23 protein-coding genes and 1 tRNA gene are annotated in these 15,677 nt (G+C 61.3%); 15 read left to right on the top strand and 9 right to left on the bottom strand.

The genetic code is table 11. The annotated features are described in order from the left end of the window. Nucleotides 1-83: 83 nt before the first annotated feature. Nucleotides 84-764: a hypothetical protein gene (locus tag K678_RS18445; RefSeq protein ID WP_155804392.1), complete on the bottom strand. Its 681-nt coding sequence runs from the start codon at nt 762-764 to the stop codon at nt 84-86. 395 nt (nt 765-1,159) lie between these two features. Here K678_RS18445 and K678_RS00400 point away from each other — a divergent pair, with 395 nt between their 5' ends. The 13 genes from K678_RS00400 to K678_RS00455 all read left to right on the top strand — a co-directional run bounded on the left by K678_RS00400 (nt 1,160) and on the right by K678_RS00455 (nt 8,214). Then, complete coding sequence (locus tag K678_RS00400; protein ID WP_021130469.1) at nt 1,160-1,585, top strand: hypothetical protein; 426 nt, start codon at nt 1,160-1,162, stop codon at nt 1,583-1,585. A 2-nt stretch (nt 1,586-1,587) separates the two neighbouring features. Further along, a complete protein-coding gene (locus K678_RS00405; protein WP_021130470.1) occupies nt 1,588-1,983 on the top strand; it encodes a hypothetical protein in 396 nt (131 codons plus the stop codon). Between the two features lie 5 nt (nt 1,984-1,988). Then, on the top strand, nt 1,989-2,210 hold the full coding sequence (locus tag K678_RS00410; protein ID WP_021130471.1) for a hypothetical protein: 222 nt from the start codon (nt 1,989-1,991) through the stop codon (nt 2,208-2,210). Further along, nucleotides 2,207-2,440 carry a hypothetical protein gene (locus tag K678_RS00415; protein WP_021130472.1) on the top strand — a complete coding sequence of 78 codons (234 nt, stop codon included), beginning with the start codon at nt 2,207-2,209 and terminating at the stop codon, nt 2,438-2,440. Before K678_RS00410 ends, K678_RS00415 begins: the two co-directional genes overlap by 4 nt. A gap of 147 nt (nt 2,441-2,587) precedes the next feature. After that, nucleotides 2,588-3,754, top strand: coding sequence for a hypothetical protein (locus K678_RS00420; protein ID WP_021130473.1), 1,167 nt, complete (start codon nt 2,588-2,590; stop codon nt 3,752-3,754). 11 nt (nt 3,755-3,765) lie between these two features. Next, nucleotides 3,766-4,470: a lambda exonuclease family protein gene (locus K678_RS00425; RefSeq protein WP_021130474.1), complete on the top strand. Its 705-nt coding sequence runs from the start codon at nt 3,766-3,768 to the stop codon at nt 4,468-4,470. Beyond that, complete coding sequence (locus tag K678_RS17485; RefSeq protein WP_021130475.1) at nt 4,467-5,225, top strand: hypothetical protein; 759 nt, start codon at nt 4,467-4,469, stop codon at nt 5,223-5,225. Before K678_RS00425 ends, K678_RS17485 begins: the two co-directional genes overlap by 4 nt. Further along, nucleotides 5,225-5,524 (top strand): hypothetical protein, encoded by a 300-nt coding sequence (locus K678_RS18450; protein WP_021130476.1) that lies wholly within the window; start codon nt 5,225-5,227, stop codon nt 5,522-5,524. Before K678_RS17485 ends, K678_RS18450 begins: the two co-directional genes overlap by 1 nt. Beyond that, nucleotides 5,524-6,258: a hypothetical protein gene (locus K678_RS00435; protein ID WP_021130477.1), complete on the top strand. Its 735-nt coding sequence runs from the start codon at nt 5,524-5,526 to the stop codon at nt 6,256-6,258. The genes K678_RS18450 and K678_RS00435 overlap by 1 nt, the downstream gene beginning before the upstream one ends. Beyond that, complete coding sequence (locus K678_RS00440; protein WP_021130478.1) at nt 6,258-6,503, top strand: hypothetical protein; 246 nt, start codon at nt 6,258-6,260, stop codon at nt 6,501-6,503. Before K678_RS00435 ends, K678_RS00440 begins: the two co-directional genes overlap by 1 nt. Beyond that, nucleotides 6,496-6,684 (top strand): hypothetical protein, encoded by a 189-nt coding sequence (locus K678_RS00445; protein ID WP_021130479.1) that lies wholly within the window; start codon nt 6,496-6,498, stop codon nt 6,682-6,684. Before K678_RS00440 ends, K678_RS00445 begins: the two co-directional genes overlap by 8 nt. Beyond that, nucleotides 6,677-6,907: a hypothetical protein gene (locus K678_RS00450; protein ID WP_021130480.1), complete on the top strand. Its 231-nt coding sequence runs from the start codon at nt 6,677-6,679 to the stop codon at nt 6,905-6,907. The genes K678_RS00445 and K678_RS00450 overlap by 8 nt, the downstream gene beginning before the upstream one ends. A gap of 176 nt (nt 6,908-7,083) precedes the next feature. Next, on the top strand, nt 7,084-8,214 hold the full coding sequence (locus tag K678_RS00455) for a tyrosine-type recombinase/integrase (RefSeq protein ID WP_021130481.1): 1,131 nt from the start codon (nt 7,084-7,086) through the stop codon (nt 8,212-8,214). A gap of 146 nt (nt 8,215-8,360) precedes the next feature. Here K678_RS00455 and K678_RS00460 read toward each other — a convergent pair. Next, nucleotides 8,361-8,453 (bottom strand) — tRNA-Ser (locus tag K678_RS00460). A gap of 492 nt (nt 8,454-8,945) precedes the next feature. Here K678_RS00460 and K678_RS18455 point away from each other — a divergent pair. Beyond that, a complete protein-coding gene (locus K678_RS18455; protein WP_155804394.1) occupies nt 8,946-9,212 on the top strand; it encodes a hypothetical protein in 267 nt (88 codons plus the stop codon). Between the two features lie 69 nt (nt 9,213-9,281). Next, nucleotides 9,282-9,494: a hypothetical protein gene (locus K678_RS00465; RefSeq protein WP_021130482.1), complete on the top strand. Its 213-nt coding sequence runs from the start codon at nt 9,282-9,284 to the stop codon at nt 9,492-9,494. Nucleotides 9,495-9,539: 45 nt separating this feature from the next. Here the strand turns inward: K678_RS00465 and K678_RS00470 are convergent, their stop codons facing one another. The 7 genes from K678_RS00470 to frdA all read right to left on the bottom strand — a co-directional run bounded on the left by K678_RS00470 (nt 9,540) and on the right by frdA (nt 15,518). Then, complete coding sequence (locus K678_RS00470; protein WP_021130483.1) at nt 9,540-10,049, bottom strand: hypothetical protein; 510 nt, start codon at nt 10,047-10,049, stop codon at nt 9,540-9,542. A gap of 91 nt (nt 10,050-10,140) precedes the next feature. Further along, a complete protein-coding gene (locus tag K678_RS00475) occupies nt 10,141-11,820 on the bottom strand; it encodes a methyl-accepting chemotaxis protein (RefSeq protein WP_021130484.1) in 1,680 nt (559 codons plus the stop codon). A 96-nt stretch (nt 11,821-11,916) separates the two neighbouring features. Further along, nucleotides 11,917-12,228 (bottom strand): hypothetical protein, encoded by a 312-nt coding sequence (locus K678_RS00480; protein WP_021130485.1) that lies wholly within the window; start codon nt 12,226-12,228, stop codon nt 11,917-11,919. 70 nt (nt 12,229-12,298) lie between these two features. Further along, nucleotides 12,299-12,637, bottom strand: coding sequence for a fumarate reductase subunit FrdD (gene frdD / locus K678_RS00485; RefSeq protein WP_021130486.1), 339 nt, complete (start codon nt 12,635-12,637; stop codon nt 12,299-12,301). 6 nt (nt 12,638-12,643) lie between these two features. After that, entirely contained in the window at nt 12,644-13,033 is a 390-nt protein-coding gene (locus K678_RS00490) for a fumarate reductase subunit C (protein ID WP_021130487.1), read from the bottom strand. Next, nucleotides 13,030-13,773: a succinate dehydrogenase/fumarate reductase iron-sulfur subunit gene (locus K678_RS00495; RefSeq protein WP_021130488.1), complete on the bottom strand. Its 744-nt coding sequence runs from the start codon at nt 13,771-13,773 to the stop codon at nt 13,030-13,032. Before K678_RS00495 ends, K678_RS00490 begins: the two co-directional genes overlap by 4 nt. Beyond that, entirely contained in the window at nt 13,770-15,518 is a 1,749-nt protein-coding gene (gene frdA, locus K678_RS00500; protein WP_021130489.1) for a fumarate reductase (quinol) flavoprotein subunit, read from the bottom strand. Before frdA ends, K678_RS00495 begins: the two co-directional genes overlap by 4 nt. Between the last annotated feature and the right edge of the window lie 159 nt (nt 15,519-15,677).

Here is a 15,677-nt window from a genome sequence, read left to right on the forward strand (position 1 = left end):
TGGTCTGGCGGCTATCCGGCAGCTTGGTTCGTTCTCAATGGTGGTTATTAGGAGTGTAAGGACTAGATTCGACGCCGGAATTTTTATTTTGGAACCTCAATATTTCGATTCTTCATGTAAGAGAAAACTTCATACAAGACGCTTCCGCGAGCCTTTTCGTGCATATACCTAAATATTTCAATATATCTTTTTGATAGAACGGCATCGTTTTCATCGTCATAAAATGAAGATGCTAAACACATAACAGTATTATATGGAAAACCTTCGCGTGAATTTTCAAACATATCTTCTGCTGAAGAAAGTGTCGTTCCAATCCTACAATCAACAATTCCCTCTATTTCGGCTGAACTAGCTCCGTCCCCCACGAATGACTTTATTAAAAGAATTCTATGTCTCATTTTTACCAGAAGTAAAAATAATTCGTTATACGGGTATGGTGCCTCTAAAATAGAGGCGTAAATAAAAGACATTGAAACATCAATTGAAGAATCGTATTTCTCTGATTTTGTTATTTTTCCGTAAGTCTCTTTACAATAAAAACCTTTTCTCTCATTGTATTCGAAAAAGTCTTTTGCCAAATCTACAGAAACCATAAGAATATTAGATATGTAACTATCAAATATTCCGCTATTTTTTTCTCTGTCATTAATTTTTTTGTTAAAAATTCGCAGGATAGACAAGGTCATCTCACCACCCCCGTGATCCCCGATTATTCGATCCGTATCCGCCCTGGCTGTTCCCACTTTGCAGGGGGCTGCTGCCATAGCCTGAACCAGATGAGCCGTAGCCGGGGGTGATCGTCCCGGACGGCGACGGATCGCCCATGGGGTGGGAGTATCCGTCCAGTGGGGCCTGATATCCGTTGTTGCGATAGGTGTTGTAGTTCTCGGCCGAATGCCGGGCGCGCGCGTCGTTTGTCGTTTCGAGCGGGTTATAGAGCTGCGCCTCTGCCGTCCCAGCCGACGCCGCAAGAATTGCCGCCGCGATCAATGCGAGTCTCATCCCTCACCTCCGTTCGGTCACCTTTAGTATCAATTCACAACGCATGGTCGCACAGAGGTCTGTGCCCCGTTAGAACAGAATTCTGTGCATTTTCTTGTTGCGAAATGCACAGAATTCTGTGAACATCCTCCCGTCAACACCCCGATGGGAGGGAAAGATGGCCGATCCGAACACCGCCGCCGACCTTGTCATTTACCCCTTGGAAGACTTGGGCGGCCTCATTCGCACCGCCTTTCACTCGGGCGACCCCGCGCGGCCCGGACTGGAGGTCTGCGAGATCGCCCATCACCTGCCGACCGACGAGCGCCGCCGTCTGAGCGCGCTGTTCGCCACCGCGCCCGATCTGTCCGCCGAGAACGAACGCATCCGCGCCCTGTACCTGGAGGCCGAGCGTGCCCTGACCGACGCCCTTACCGAGAACGGGCGTCTGCGCGACCTGAAGGCCGATTTGGTTGAGGCGCTGGGAGGGCTGGCAGCGCTGATCCGCGAAACCGCCAGCAACGGCGGCCATATGGCGTCGGACTGGCACGTGTATCTCCAGACGGCTGACAACGCCCTCGACCTCGCTCGCGAGGAGGTCTGACCATGCTGACCAGCACCTACAATTTCACCTTTCCCCACAAGGTCATCGAGGCCGGTCTGATCCTGTTCGAGGACGCCGAGATCGAGGGCATTGCGACCTTCACCTATTCGCCCGGCCGCGCCGACAGCTTCAACACTGCCGCTGGCTGCTGGTATCCCGGCGATGAAGCCGAGATCGAGATCACCGAGATCGAGGTCTACGGGCACCGCGATACCCAGCAGGCGACCAAAGGCGAATACCGCCGCCTGCCGACCTCGTCGCCGCTGTGGCAGCCCATCGCCGATTGGCTGATGGAGCGCCAGGACGAACTGATCGACGACGCCACCACCCCTTCTGCCCGGTCTGAGCCTGCGTCGTTCGAACGCGACGACTGGCCCGACGCCGTCGCAGCGGAGTAGGGGCCATGACCGACACCATCCACATCGCTGTCACGCTGCGCCACACGACCATGCTGGGCCAGACCATCACCCGCGATGCAGCCCGCCGCCGCCTTGGCGAGATCGCCGCCCAGATCGAGGCCGTGTCCCGAGCCGAGATGCTGGCCTACGCGGTCGATGTCGAAATCGTCGATCCCGAGGTCGAGCGCAAGGCCCTCGCGGCCGACCAGGAAAGGGAAGCGTCATGATCGCTATCGACACCCCCGTCATTGTCGCCACGCCCGACTATTCCGGCCCGGCGGTCGTGCGCGGCAAAACCACCGCCGCCAACGGTCGCACGGCCCTGTCCTATGGGGTCGAGCGCCCCGACGGCGAGCGGATGCAGGTCTATCCGCCTGAGATCGTCACCAGCCCGAGCGTCGTCGCCCTGCGCCGGCCGGTGGCCTACCAGCCCGAGGATTTGCCGCCATGCGCCTGATCGCTCTCGCCGCTGTCGAGTGGACAGCGCTGCTCGCGCTGATCGGGTGGACGCCATGATCCCCACCTTTATCCGCCGCTTCCTGCCCTGGGGCCGCAAGTCGCGCCGCGCCTGGGTGATTCGAAACCTCCGCAGATGGAGCAAGTCATGAACGAGATCACCACCATCGACCAGACCGGCACCGAGTCCTCGACCGGCACCGCCCTTGTCATTTTCGACCAGCCCATGACGCCCGCCGCCCTGTTTGCGCCCGGTGCAACCGACCCCCTGATCGCCCGAATCAAGGCTGAAGTCGCCAAGGAAGTTGTCGACCCCACCACCGAGAAGGGGCGTAAGGCGATCATCAGCCTCGCGATGAAGGTGACTAAGACCAAGACGGCGATCGATGCTGCCCGCAAGGATCTGGTTTCCGACGAGAAGAAGCGCCTTGCCGCGATCGATGCTGAAGGACGGCGCATCTGGGATGAGCTGGAGACGCTGGCGAAGGATGTCCGTCGCCCCGTCACGGAATATGAGGAGCGCGAAAAGAACCGCATCGCCGCGCACGAAGCGGCTGTGGCGGCGATCCGCGCCCTGGCCGATCTGCCGCCGGACCCGACCATAGGCCAGATCGCCGAGCGCCTTGCCGATGCCGAAGCCGTCAGCACCGAGGGCCGGGAAGAATTCACCGCACTTGCCGCCCAGGCCAAGGCCAGCGTCGTCGAGACGCTGACTGCCAAGCTCAAGGCCACCAAAAAGGCCGACGAGGACCGGGCCGAACTGGAGCGCCTGCGCCGTGAAGCCGCCGAACGTGAGCGGCGGGAACGGGAAGAGGCGGCTGCCCGCAAGGCCAAGGAAGAGGCCGAAGCCGAAGCGGCTCGTCTCGCTGCTGAAGCCGCTCGTGCTGCCGAAGCAGAGCGTCAGCGTATCCAGCGCGAGGCCGAGGAACGTGAAGCCGCGATCAAGGCCGAAGCTGAGCGCAAGGAGCGAGAGGCTGCTGAAGCTTTGGCCCGGGCCGAGCGGGAAAAGGCTGAAGCCAAAGCCGCCGCCGAAGCTGCGGCGCGGAAGGCGGAGGAAGACCGCATCCGGGCAGAAGAGGATGCCAAGCGCCGCGAGCAGGAAGCCGCCGACCGCGAACGCCAGCGGATCGCCGCCGAGAAGGCCGCCGAAGAGGAAGCCACCCGCAAGCGTGAGGCCGACAAGGTGCATCGGGCGCGGATCAACAACGAGGCGCCGGCCGGTTTGGTTGCGACTGGCCTGGACGAGGACACGGCCAAGAAGGCGATCAAGGCGATTGCGCTTGGTCAGGTCCCCCACGTCACCATCAGCTACTGAGGTCCACGGATATGGGAATCACCTATCACCGCGAACTCTACCAGGGCAGTGAGGAATGGCACGCTGCCCGGTGCGGCATCCTCACCGCCAGCGAGATGAAGCTGATCGTCACGCCGACGATGAAGGTCGCGTCGAACGAGAAAGAGCGCGCCCACCTCTATGAACTGCTCGCCCAGCGCATCACCAAGTACGTCGAGCCGCGCTATATCGGCGACGACATGATGCGCGGCCATGAAGACGAGGTTTACGCCCGCGCCGCCTATGCCGACAAATTCGGGGTCGAGGTCGAAGAGGTTGGCCTCATCACGAATGACCGATGGGGCTTCACGCTTGGATATTCCCCGGATGGCCTTGTTGGCAATGACGGCCTGATCGAGATCAAGAGCCGTCGCCAGAAATTCCAGGTCGAGACGATCATCGAGAACGTCGGCGCGGATCAGAGCGAGACAATCCCCGCCGATTTCGTGATCCAGGTTCAGACCGGGCTGTTGGTGAGCGAGCGGAAATGGCTCGATTTCATCAGCTATAGCGGCGGTCTGCCGATGGCGACGATCCGCGTTCACCCCGATCCGAAAATCCAGGACGCCATTCTTGCGGCCGCGACCGCGTTCGAATCGCGCCTTGCCGTCAAGCTGGCGGCCTATCACGACGCCGTCAGATCGAACCCGCGCCTCGTTCCGACCGAGCGCCGCATTGAACTGGAAATTGCAGCATGAGCGCCGACCTGAGCCGGGCAATCGTCCCGAAGAGCGACCAGTTGAACGCCGACGACCTGATCGCCGGACCTCGCACCATCACCGTGTCGAAGGTGACCGTGCAAGCTGGTACTGAACAGCCGGTCGCCATCCATTTCGAGGGCGACAACGGCAAGCCCTGGAAGCCGTGCAAGTCAATGTGCCGCGTCCTGGTGAATGCCTGGGGCGCGGACGGTGCGAATTACGTCGGCCGCTCGATCACACTTCGTCGCGATCCCAATGTGAAGTGGGGCGGAATGGCTGTCGGGGGCATTAGGATTTCGCACCTCAGCCACATTGCCCAGCAGATGGTGATGGCCCTGACCGAGACGAAAGGGAGTCGCAAGCCGTTCACGGTCAACCCGCTCCAGCAGGTTGCGCCGGTTGAAGACGATCTGCTCCAGCGGATCGCTGGCGCGCAGACAATCGAAGACCTTGAGCGTCTGCGCCCAGAGATGCGGGGGAATACCGCCGCTCTCACTGCCGCCAGAGCGAGGGGTGAAGCGATCCGCGCCGCCGCTGCCAAACAGCAGGCCCGGGACGAAGACCCCTTTGGATTGCCTCCCATTCAGACCCTCTCCCCCGAAGCCGCCGCCGGTCTGGCCCAGATGCAGGCCGCGACCACCGAGGCCGAGGTCGAAGCGGTGTGGGAGGCGCTCGACCTTGAGGTTTGCCGCGAACTCGGCTCCGGCGCGCTGGACGAGCAGCGGGCGCGGGTGAATGGGGAGGGTGCGTGATGCTGACCGAAGACGAAGCCAAGACGATGTGGTGCCCGCAGGCGCGGATTTATGATGATCCTCTTGACCCTAACGATAAGGCATATCGTCCGCCTTCCGTTTCATTCAATCGCACCACGTCGGACGGAGCCGATATGCCGTCTGCCGTCTGCATCGCTTCCGAGTGCATGGCGTGGCGGTGGGCTGACACGATTTGGGCCAAGCCGGACGGCAGCCCTGAACACCGTTCGCGCCAGGATGAGACGTATAGCGTCCGCATCGATCGCGGCTACTGCGGCCTCGCTGGGAGGGTCGAGTGATGTCTGACCTGGACACCGCCGCTGCCCTGGCCGAGATCACCGAGGTTGGCCCTCTTGCCGTCCCCACCGAAACGCCCGACGCGCCATGGGTCGAACCTGCAAAAGATCTTTGCAGGTTGCCCCAGGCCGAAACCCCCGAGCAGCGGCGGGAGCGTCTGGCGGAAGCTATCCTGCTGAAATGGCACAGCCCACAGGTTGGATCGGGCGAAATCGCCGACGCAGTCATCGCCTCCGACCGCGCCGCCGGGGACGATCCGGAGGCGCTGCGGGCACTGATCGATCTGGAGCAGCGGGAAAAGCGGGCGCTCCAGCGTGAGCGCGACGAGGCGCGGGCCGAGGTTGAGCGGCTGAAGGCTGGCATCCGTCAACTTGGTCCGATCATTGACGCAGCAGACACCGTCCTCTCTGACAGTGACCACCTTCGCGCCGCCCTCACCGCCTCCGTCGCCCGCGAGGCGGTGTTGCGGGAGACTCTGCGCAAGATCAAGCGGATGTCTTCAGACGACGCTTCCGAGCTCGAAGCCGCGAAAGACTGGGCCGTTGACCACGCCCTCGCCACCCCGTCCCCCGCCGCCGAGGCGATGGTGCGGGTAGTCGAAGCCGCTGACCATTGGGATCGGGTTAGGGGGAGCGACCCCGTAACTCGCGCCGATGTCGGTGATGCACTGATTGATGCCGTGCGCGCTCATCGCATCACCACCGGACGCGACGCCCTGACCGGGGAGGTGAAGTGATGGACAGATCAAATACCGTCAACGACATCCTGAACGCGGTTGTCGTCCGCCGCGAAGCCCTGGCTTCCCGGGGCATGATCGCTGCCGATCTCTCATGCGTCGAACAGATCATTCGGGATGACGCCCTCGGACTCACCGGACGAGACGGCACCCCTGGCCCCGAAGCCCGGAACGTCCTGCTCAATATCGCCGCCGTGGTCATTGACGCCCTGATACGCCTGACCGGGGAGGCCGACCATGGCTGACATCGACATGAGCACGATCACCCGGCATCGCATCCTGCTCATCGTCGAAGAGCGGGGCAGCATTACCGCAGCCGATTTTTGCGCCGAGATGATCCGGCGCGGTTGGGCCTATCCCGACCTGACGCCGGACGATCTCAATCTCGATCCCACCGATATCATCCAGAGGTGCCGCCATGCCTGACCTCATCGCCACCATCGGCCCACGATCCCTGATCCTCGACGAGGATGGCCTTGTTTCTCTGATCGAGGGCGGGAGCGTTTGCATGGGGCCGATCTCGATCACCGACGCGATCGACAGCGCTACCGTGGTGGCGTCTGGCCGGTCGGATCACCACAGCGTCACGGCGCTGGTCAACATGCTCGCGCTGGCCGTGCTTGCGCTGGCGTCGGATGCGGAGGGGTAGGGGATGGCTGAACGTGTCCGTGCTGCCAGGATCGCCGAGATCACCGGTTTGTCACTTCGCGGGATTCAGTCCATGGCCCAGAAGGGCATCATTCCATCAGCTGCGAAAATAGGGTCAATATGGACGTTCGACGAGGCCAGCGTGCGGCTGTGGGTTCAGGAAAAGGAAGCCACGCCATGCGTGACGACAACCGGGGTCAACCCCCGGACAACATTTACTGGCGAAACGGGGTTGCCTATGGCCGGGTGGAAATTGCCGGCCGCGAGCACCGCCGCAGCCTACGAACGACTGATCCTCAAGAAGCGGCCAGAAGGGTCGCGGACTGGATCGAGGAACTGAAGGCGGACGCCGGACTGATCGAACGGCCTATGACGTGGATGGACGCGGTTGTGCGGTACATCGAGGAAGTTGCCCCTGGGGCGGTCAAACCTGACGTCCTGACGCGCTATCAATGCAGCCTGAAACAGGTGCATCCGTGGCTGGGGCATATGGAAGTCCGCAAGATCACGCGCCGGACCATTGCCGATATGGTTGGCGGTAGAAAGCGGGCAGGGGTGACGAACGCCACCATCAATCGCGATCTGACTGCCGTGTCTCGGGTTCTGGCCGCATGCGTGGCCTGGGGCTGGTGCGATGACAATCTGGCAAAGACGTTCGACCGGGGGGCTATGACCCGTGAGCGTCGTGATCCTATCGTGCTGCCTCCAGAGGAGCACATCCAGGCATTAATCGATGCCGCAGTGCCGATGTTCGGGCTGATGATTCAGATCTATCGCTTTACCGGCATGCGCGAGAAAGAGGTGGCTGGCCTGGAATGGACGCAGATCGAGATGACCGGCCATCGGATGGCGGTTAACCTGACCCGCACCAAGACCGACCGGCCCCGGTCGATCCCTCTCGATGATATAGAGACAACGATGGCCACCAAGGTGTTGCGCACGGTGCCTCGATATCTGAGGACCAGAGTTGAGCGTGAGGCCGGGGGAAACCCCGTCTTCTGGCATGGGGAAGGGGAGCCGTATCTGACTGTATCGTCACTTTTCGGGGCGCTGCGCCGCAGGGTCAACGCGGAGCGGGCTAGGGCCGGACGGGACCAGATCACATTCCGCCTTCATGATCTGCGGCACCTGTTCGCGGTGACGTATCTACGGAAGGGAGGGAACGTCTACAAGCTCCAGAAAATCCTGGGCCATTCCAGCATCAAGACGACGGAACTGTATCTGGCTTATCTGACGCCAGACGAACAGATGATCGCTCAACATGGGAAGGGGACCGTAACCGCCCTCTCCGGTCGGTCGGCACAGTGAGTCGGCACAGGCTTTCCCGGCATATTTGCTAGGGTTGAGCCTGGGTCAGAAAGTAAGGGTCGGCACACGATCCGGCACACACTACGACGGTTCGGCCCCGGTTGCAGCGGGGCCGAACGTCGAAATGACGAAGGAAAAGAAGAAGTTGGCGGAGGGGGCGGGATTCGAACCCGCGCTAGGGTTTGACACCCTAGGACGGTTTAGCAAACCGTTGGTTTCAGCCACTCACCCACCCCTCCGCAGAAGGTGGTTGCTAACCACCGTGGCTGGAGAAGTGTTTCTAGCGGAAACCCCTTCGGCCCGTCAATGCCTCGTTTCAAGAATTTTGCTGCGCCATCGTCGAAACAGAAAATGTCGGTGGAAAAGTGAAGGGAGGGCGAACCGAAAGCCAGCCGGACGATCCGTTTTCCTCCGTTCCGGCTTGCGCTGCGTGTGACCGTTCCCTGGTTCATCTTATTTCCAGACAACGCCAAGGGACGACGACACATGACTTCTCCTGGAGGCAATCCGCTCGGGCTGCGGCGGGTTCTTCTCTCTACCTCAAGCCGCGCACCTATAAGATGAATTTAATGGGGGTGTAATAGCCCACTTTTGATGCATCTCTATGCTTTTGGTGATAATCTCCCCCAGTTTGGCTAGGTGGCTAATCCCTAAGGCGGGGAGGGAGCGTGCAGTGCGTGTTGTCACGATGGCATCGTCGCCGATCTCGCGAACGCATCGAGTTGACGAGGATGATTGATCCGACCATGGCGATGAAGACCGGGGAACTGGTGGCGAGTCTTCAGGTCGCGGTTGGAACCCTGGCCAACCAACTCATCGCTCCGCGTCCTCCCGTTCCTTCGGAAAAGTCGCCTTCTTCCGATCGCCGTCTGGTGTCTGCGGTGCAGGTCTATGTTCTGGCGATACGATCGAAACCGACTTCGCTTCAGGCAGTCCCATCCGCCGGGGCGATGGCTTGGTGCCGAGATCGGGGCGGCCGCAGGCGGGGGAGTGGCTGAAACAGAGGGTCGGGTGCGCCTAATTATTTGAAGTAAAAAGAAAATCTGGTAGCAAAACGAGGTGGGGTTATGCTGACAGTGAGGCTGGGGGATGTCTATGAGAGCGGCAATCGTTCCCGTGTAGTATGGTCGGTCGATGGGGTCATTACCGTTCCTGGGCAGGGCCAGATTGTCCGACTGGTTCAGGTCGATGGGTTGGGCAAGCTGATGCTCAGTGCCGACGATCTGATGTGTCAAAACGGCTTTCGCAAGGTCAAAGAGGTTTCTCTTCCTCTGACCTGACGGCATTTTCTGCCGCGTGACGATGTGGATGGGCGGCAGAAATGTTCAGTCTTTGCCGTATTGCCCCATCAGTTGCGCGGTCAGAAACGAGGCGGCATTCGCCCAATTACCCATCTGCCCGTCGCGTTTCATCGCGTTGAAATCGATCGAGACCGTCTGGGCAGGTCGATTTTGCCATTGCGTCTGGGTCATCGCGGAGGGGGACAGCACCACCGTTCCCCCCAGGGCCTTGGCGATCTGATCAGCCCGTCTTTGCGCCAGTTGCGGCCCGCCGATCGCATCGGTTTCCAGGTTTAATCCGGCAAGATTTTCCGAGGTTTCCGCATAACCTTCGTTGGTCAGGGTCGCCACTTTCTTTCCATTGACCTCAACCTGGGCGTACTCGCCGTACCCGCCGGTCTGGGTAGGGACGGTGTATTGCTGCTCGATGATTTCCTTGGTCTGCCGGTAAAAATCAATAAGGTCCTGCCCCTCGAGTTTGACCGCTTTGACCGTGGACATGTCGATGGGACGCAGGGTGGAAACGGGAATGCCGCTTTGGACAGGGGAGGTCATGATCAATCCTTTCCGAAAGTCCCCAGAGCGAGGGGCCTTCGGATAGATGCAAAACCCACACCATTGTTCGTGGGGGGCTTTCCGCCCGGGATCAAGACACCAGACGGGCGCGGAAATCGCTGATCTTATGGTCCAGCAAAGAGGCCTGCCGGGCCAAAGTTTCCGCGGTGCCAGAGATTGCGCTTGCCGAACCTCCGACCTGATTGGTCGCCTCGCTGACCGAGCGGGTGATGCTCAGGACGGATTCGGTGTCGTGGGCGGCGTGATGAACGCTGGCGGCGATTTCGCGGGTGGCGGCCCCTTGTTGCTCGACCGCTGCGGCAATCGCTGCCGATATCCCGTTGATTTCGCTGATCCGAGCGGAGATGGTGCGAATCGCTTCGACCGCTCCTGAGGTTGCCGACTGAACCGACTGCACCTGAGAGATGATCGATTCGGTTGCCTTGGCGGTCTGGTTGGCCAGGGTCTTGACCTCGCCCGCGACGACGGCGAATCCTTTTCCGGCCTCGCCAGCCCGGGCCGCCTCGATCGTCGCGTTCAACGCCAAAAGATTGGTTTGCGAGGCGATATCGGTGATGAGATTGATCACCTGGGAAATCTGATCGACCGAATTAGCCAACGAGCGGATTTGTTCGCCGGTCTTGCCCGCTTCTTCGACAGCGGAACTGGCGACGCGGGTCGAGGTTGCGGCCTGCGAGCCGATCTCCTGGATCGACGCGGCCAATTCTTCGGCGGCCGAGGCGACGGTCTGGACGCTGGTGGTGGCGCGGTCGGAAGCCTGGGAAATCTCGGCGGTCTGTTGCGACGTGGACTGGGACAGGGTCACCAGACCGTTGGCGGCCTCGCGCATTTCCTCGGCCGAACTGGCGACCGCCTGAGCAACGCTCTTGATCTCGTCTTCGATCTGGATCGCCAGCCGGTTCAAGATCTCGCGCTGAGCGGCTTCGGTCTTTTGCTGCTCGGCGGCGGCGCTGGCCTCGAGAGCCTTCATCTGCTGGAGGTTTTCACTAAAGCGGAGTACCGCCGTGGTCAGTACTCCGACCTCGTCGCGGCGGTCGCTGGCGGCCAGCGTCACCTCGGTATCGCCAGCGAGCAGGCGGTTGATCGCTTGGGTAACCGCATTCAATGGGGTCACCATATGGCGGCGGAACAGGACCGCCGCGATGATGATCACGACGAGGCCGATGCCCCCGATCAGGATCAGCAAACCGGCATAATCCTGAAACCGGGCATCGACGTCATCCATATAGACCCCGGACAGAACGATCATCTTCCAGGGTTCGAACGCCTTGACATAGCTCAGCTTCTCGACGGGAGCCTCATGGCCGGGCTTGGGCCAGTAATAACTGACATAGCCGCTTTTCCCGGCTTTCTCGAAAAACTCGCGATAGAAATACCGCCCGGTTTTATCCTGGAGATTGGTAAGGTCCTTGCCTTCCAATTCCTTCTTGATCGGATGCATCAGCATGATGCCGCTGAGATCGCTGACGAAGAAATATTCGCCCTCGCCATAGCGGAGGGTGCGGATGGTGTCGAGGGCGGTGCGGACGGCCTCCTCGTGCGACAGCGTTCCCTCTTTCTCCAGGCGGGCGTAGTGGGCGAGGACGGAATGAGCGATGTCGACCGAGCTTTGCACGGCGAACTGGCGTTCTTTGATGACGGCTTTGTTGAGAATCCCGAGGCTTAGGCCCAGCAGTAAGAAGACGGTCAATCCGGACAGGCTGATGATGATGAACAGCTTGGACTGAAAAGATTGATCGCCGACCCGCATGGGAACGCCTCCGTCCGAAATCGCTAGAGAATATACACGCTATATTAGAGTCGTTACCCTTAAGTTAAATTTTTGGGGAAAGTTCTGTTCTCGTCCTCATGTTGAAGACGCCAACTTGTTAAGACGCGTCTCGGCAAGGGCGGGCGGACGAGACAATTCGTGAATCACAAAGGCGACATGTTCGTCGGCACCGGGATGGGGGCGGAATCGACGGAATTCTCCGGTGGCGGCCCATTGCCCATCCAGCAGATCGCGGTGGAGTTCTGGCGAGACCTGGGTGATCTCGCTTTCGATGTCGGAAACCGCGATCACCGCTTTGGTTTCGATATCGACGACGTCCCAGGAATAGCAGGGGGACTTGCCGCCGCGTATGCCGTTGTCCTGGATGGTAAACAGCCTGAACCTCACGCCGGACGTCCTCCGATGGAAAAGCCACGGTTCGGAGGGACGGCTGTTGCCGCCCCACCAGGGGGCGGCGTCAGATCCGCAACAGCGCGATCAGGGCCACGGCGGCAACAAAGGTGGCGGTACCGTAGCACACCCGTTTCAATCCTAACCCACCGCCCCAGCCGAGGTCGTGGGCGGTGGCCTGAATGCGGTGAGCGGCGTGCCAGGCGGGCAGGGCCACCAGGGTCAGAATGATCAGCTTGCCGATCCAGCCCTCGGCTAGGGCGCGGACGTGATCGTAGGAGAGGTCGAGCAGCCCGAGCGGCAGCAACACCCCGGTGGCCAGGATCAGTGCCGGGGTGACCAGGGCGGCAACCATGCCACCGGCCCCGAATGGCATCCAGACGAAGGGTTCGTTCGATTTGGTCATGGCCTGTTAGCCTCCCAGCACGAGCAGAACGGCCAGCGACAGCACCGCCCACAAGATGAAATGGCCCCGGATGATGGTGCGGGCCGGGATCGGCTCGCCCTTGACCAGCAGCGGCGGCATCGCCTTCGGCGTCACCCCGAACCAGGTGACGGCGTGGAAGATTGTGAAGGCGAGGCAGATCACCTGAACCGTGACGCCAAGCGGGCTGGACAGCGCGGCAAGATAGCTCTCCCACGCCGCGCGGCCTTGCGCCAGCCGGATCAGCCCATCCATCAGGATCGCCGAATACAGCCCGACAAAGACGCTGGTTCCTTCGCGGAGGATGTAGAGGAACTGGCGACGGTCGCGCAGCCACCAATGGGGATGGAGCGGACGAACATAGGGGCGACGGGTCATGACGTGCCTCCCGGCAGCAAACGCTCTTTCAGCCAGCGGAACGAGGCGGAAATCTTGGTCCGCTGGATCGCCGCGGCGGGATCGACATTTTTCGGGCAGACTTCGGAGCAAGCTCCGACGAAGGTGCAGTCCCAGACGCCGTGATGGCTGTCGGTGACCTCCGAGCGCAGCTCTTCGCCCGAATCCCGCGAATCCTTATTATAGCGGTGGGCGATGGCCAGTGCCGCCGGACCGACGAACGCTTCGTTGATCGCCACCTGCGGGCAGGCGGCATAGCACAGCAGGCAGTTGATGCATTGGGTGAAGGGCCGAAACGCCGCCAACTCGGCGGGAGATTGAAGATTCGGCCCTTCGCTCAAGGGCTTGTCGTGCTCGGTGACCAGATAAGGGTAAAGGCTGGTCAGCTTCTCGATGAAGTCGTCCTGATCGACGATCAGGTCACGCTCGATCGGGAAATGATCAAGCGGTTCAACGGTTACCAGCTGTCCGCGGTAATCGCGGATGAAGCTGTGACAGGCCAGTTTGGGCTGGCGGTTGATCATCATCCCGCACGAGCCGCACACCGCCATGTGGCACGAGCCGCGATAGGCAAGGCTGGGGTCCAACGCTTCCTTGATATAGGCCAGGGCGTCGAGCACGACCCATTCGTCCCGATAGGGAACGATGAAATCCTCGAAGCGCGGCTCGGCATCCTTGTCCGGGTCATAGCGCAGAACCCGGATCGTGATCGTCTCGCTCATGACCCGCCTCCGCCATAGATGCGCTCGCCGGGCCGCGAGCGGGTGATTACCACAGCGCGGGACCCGATCGCCGGGCGGTCCGCTGCGGAAAAGCTGGCGATGCTGTGGGACAGAAACGCCTCGTCATTGCGCTTGGGATAATCGAGTCGCTGGTGCGAGCCGCGCGATTCGGTGCGGGTCAGTGCCGCCTCGGCCATCGTCTGGGCAACGTCGAGCATCGCGCCCAGTTCCAGCACCTGAACCAGATCGGTGTTGAAGACGTTGCTGCGGTCTTCGAGCCGGACCTGGGCGAAGCGGTTGCGCAGATCGGCCAGGACGGCACAGCTTTGCTTCAGCGACTCCTCGGTGCGGAAGATGCCGACGCCGCTTTCCATCGTCTCGTTCATCGTCCGGCGAAGCGCCGGGGCGGATTCGCTGCCGTCATTGAGGAACAGGGCGCGGATTTTGGCCTGGGCTGCTTCGGCCTTGGCCTGGGCACCACGCTCCGACCCGTGCGGGTTGGCCTTGGCGAAAGCGACGGCCCCGCGACCGGCGCGGGCGCCGAACACCAGGATTTCGGCCAGAGAGTTCGACCCCAGCCGGTTGGCCCCGTTGATCGAGACGCAGGCGCATTCGCCAGCGGCAAACAGGCCGGGCAGGGGAGTCGCCGCATTGATGTCGGTGTCGATCCCGCCCATCGTGTAATGGACCACCGGCCGCACCGGGATCGGCGCGTGGACCGGGTCGATCCCGACATAGCTGATCGCCAGTTCGCGCACCATCGGCAGGCGTTCGTCGATTTTCTTCTCGCCGAGATGGCGGATGTCGAGATTGACCGCATCGCCGAATGGCGTTTCGACGGTGCGGCCCTTCTGCTGCTCGTGCCAGAACGCCTGGCTGAGACGGTCGCGCGGGCCCAGTTCCATCGCCTTGTTGCGCGGCCAGGGATCGGGCGGCCCCAGCCCGTAATCCTGGAGATAGCGATAGCCGTCGCGGTTGGTCAGCAAGCCGCCTTCGCCGCGCGCGCCCTCGGTGATCAGGATGCCGGTGCCGGGCAAGCCGGTCGGATGGTACTGAACGAATTCCATGTCCTTCAGCGGCACCCCGGCGCGATAGGCCATCGCCATTCCGTCGCCGGTCTTGATCGCGCCGTTAGTGGTGAAGGGGAAGACCCGCCCGGCTCCGCCGGTGGCGAGAATCACCGCCTTGGCTCGGAACGCGACCAGCTTGCCGCTGCGCAATTCGATGGCGACCAGTCCGGTACAGCGCTTCTCCTCGACCAGCAATTCGGTCGAGTAGAACTCGTCATAGCGGGTGATCGAAGGATATTTCAGCGAGGTCTGAAACAGGGTGTGCAGCATGTGAAAGCCGCTTTTGTCAGCGGCGTACCATGTCCGCTCGGTCTTCATGCCGCCGAACGCGCGCACCGCGACCCGGCCGTCGGCATCGCGGCTCCACGGACAGCCCCAATGCTCCATCCGGGTCAGTTCCTCGGGCGCGGCCCGGACGAACAGATCGACCGCATCCTGGTCGCACAGCCAATCGCCACCACTGACGGTGTCGTCGAAATGAAGATCAAAACTGTCGTTGGGCTTCACCACGCCAGCGGCCCCACCCTCGGCGGCGACGGTGTGGCTGCGCATCGGGAAGACCTTGGAGATCAGCGCGATTTTCAACGACGGGTCTTGTTCCGCCACTTCGATCGCGGCTCTGAGGCCCGCGCCTCCGGCGCCGACGATGGCGATGTCGGTGACGATCACGTCCATGGACTGGTTCCCCCACAAGGCTTTAGCCGGTCCGCGTCGGACCTTTGCGACTTTGGCATGCCTGTTTCCCAACCGCAACTTTCATCCGGTTGGGGACACCATCCCCTTTGGGGTAGCCGATGAAACCTTCGGCGTAGCCGATGGATTTGCACGCGGGCG

It is taken from the genome of Magnetospirillum fulvum MGU-K5 (assembly GCF_000442515.1).
In the GTDB taxonomy this organism is placed as follows: Bacteria; Pseudomonadota; Alphaproteobacteria; order Rhodospirillales; family Magnetospirillaceae; genus Phaeospirillum; species Phaeospirillum fulvum_B.

Coding starts and splice junctions, on each gene's coding strand:
- K678_RS18445 (WP_155804392.1), bottom strand. CDS start 764: ATGGCAGCAGCCCCCTGCAAAGTGGGAACAGCCAGGGCGGATACGGAT.
- K678_RS00400 (WP_021130469.1), top strand. CDS start 1,160: ATGGCCGATCCGAACACCGCCGCCGACCTTGTCATTTACCCCTTGGAA.
- K678_RS00405 (WP_021130470.1), top strand. CDS start 1,588: ATGCTGACCAGCACCTACAATTTCACCTTTCCCCACAAGGTCATCGAG.
- K678_RS00410 (WP_021130471.1), top strand. CDS start 1,989: ATGACCGACACCATCCACATCGCTGTCACGCTGCGCCACACGACCATG.
- K678_RS00415 (WP_021130472.1), top strand. CDS start 2,207: ATGATCGCTATCGACACCCCCGTCATTGTCGCCACGCCCGACTATTCC.
- K678_RS00420 (WP_021130473.1), top strand. CDS start 2,588: ATGAACGAGATCACCACCATCGACCAGACCGGCACCGAGTCCTCGACC.
- K678_RS00425 (WP_021130474.1), top strand. CDS start 3,766: ATGGGAATCACCTATCACCGCGAACTCTACCAGGGCAGTGAGGAATGG.
- K678_RS17485 (WP_021130475.1), top strand. CDS start 4,467: ATGAGCGCCGACCTGAGCCGGGCAATCGTCCCGAAGAGCGACCAGTTG.
- K678_RS18450 (WP_021130476.1), top strand. CDS start 5,225: ATGCTGACCGAAGACGAAGCCAAGACGATGTGGTGCCCGCAGGCGCGG.
- K678_RS00435 (WP_021130477.1), top strand. CDS start 5,524: ATGTCTGACCTGGACACCGCCGCTGCCCTGGCCGAGATCACCGAGGTT.
- K678_RS00440 (WP_021130478.1), top strand. CDS start 6,258: ATGGACAGATCAAATACCGTCAACGACATCCTGAACGCGGTTGTCGTC.
- K678_RS00445 (WP_021130479.1), top strand. CDS start 6,496: ATGGCTGACATCGACATGAGCACGATCACCCGGCATCGCATCCTGCTC.
- K678_RS00450 (WP_021130480.1), top strand. CDS start 6,677: ATGCCTGACCTCATCGCCACCATCGGCCCACGATCCCTGATCCTCGAC.
- K678_RS00455 (WP_021130481.1), top strand. CDS start 7,084: ATGCGTGACGACAACCGGGGTCAACCCCCGGACAACATTTACTGGCGA.
- K678_RS18455 (WP_155804394.1), top strand. CDS start 8,946: ATGATTGATCCGACCATGGCGATGAAGACCGGGGAACTGGTGGCGAGT.
- K678_RS00465 (WP_021130482.1), top strand. CDS start 9,282: ATGCTGACAGTGAGGCTGGGGGATGTCTATGAGAGCGGCAATCGTTCC.
- K678_RS00470 (WP_021130483.1), bottom strand. CDS start 10,049: ATGACCTCCCCTGTCCAAAGCGGCATTCCCGTTTCCACCCTGCGTCCC.
- K678_RS00475 (WP_021130484.1), bottom strand. CDS start 11,820: ATGCGGGTCGGCGATCAATCTTTTCAGTCCAAGCTGTTCATCATCATC.
- frdD (WP_021130486.1), bottom strand. CDS start 12,637: ATGACCAAATCGAACGAACCCTTCGTCTGGATGCCATTCGGGGCCGGT.
- K678_RS00490 (WP_021130487.1), bottom strand. CDS start 13,033: ATGACCCGTCGCCCCTATGTTCGTCCGCTCCATCCCCATTGGTGGCTG.
- K678_RS00495 (WP_021130488.1), bottom strand. CDS start 13,773: ATGAGCGAGACGATCACGATCCGGGTTCTGCGCTATGACCCGGACAAG.
- frdA (WP_021130489.1), bottom strand. CDS start 15,518: ATGGACGTGATCGTCACCGACATCGCCATCGTCGGCGCCGGAGGCGCG.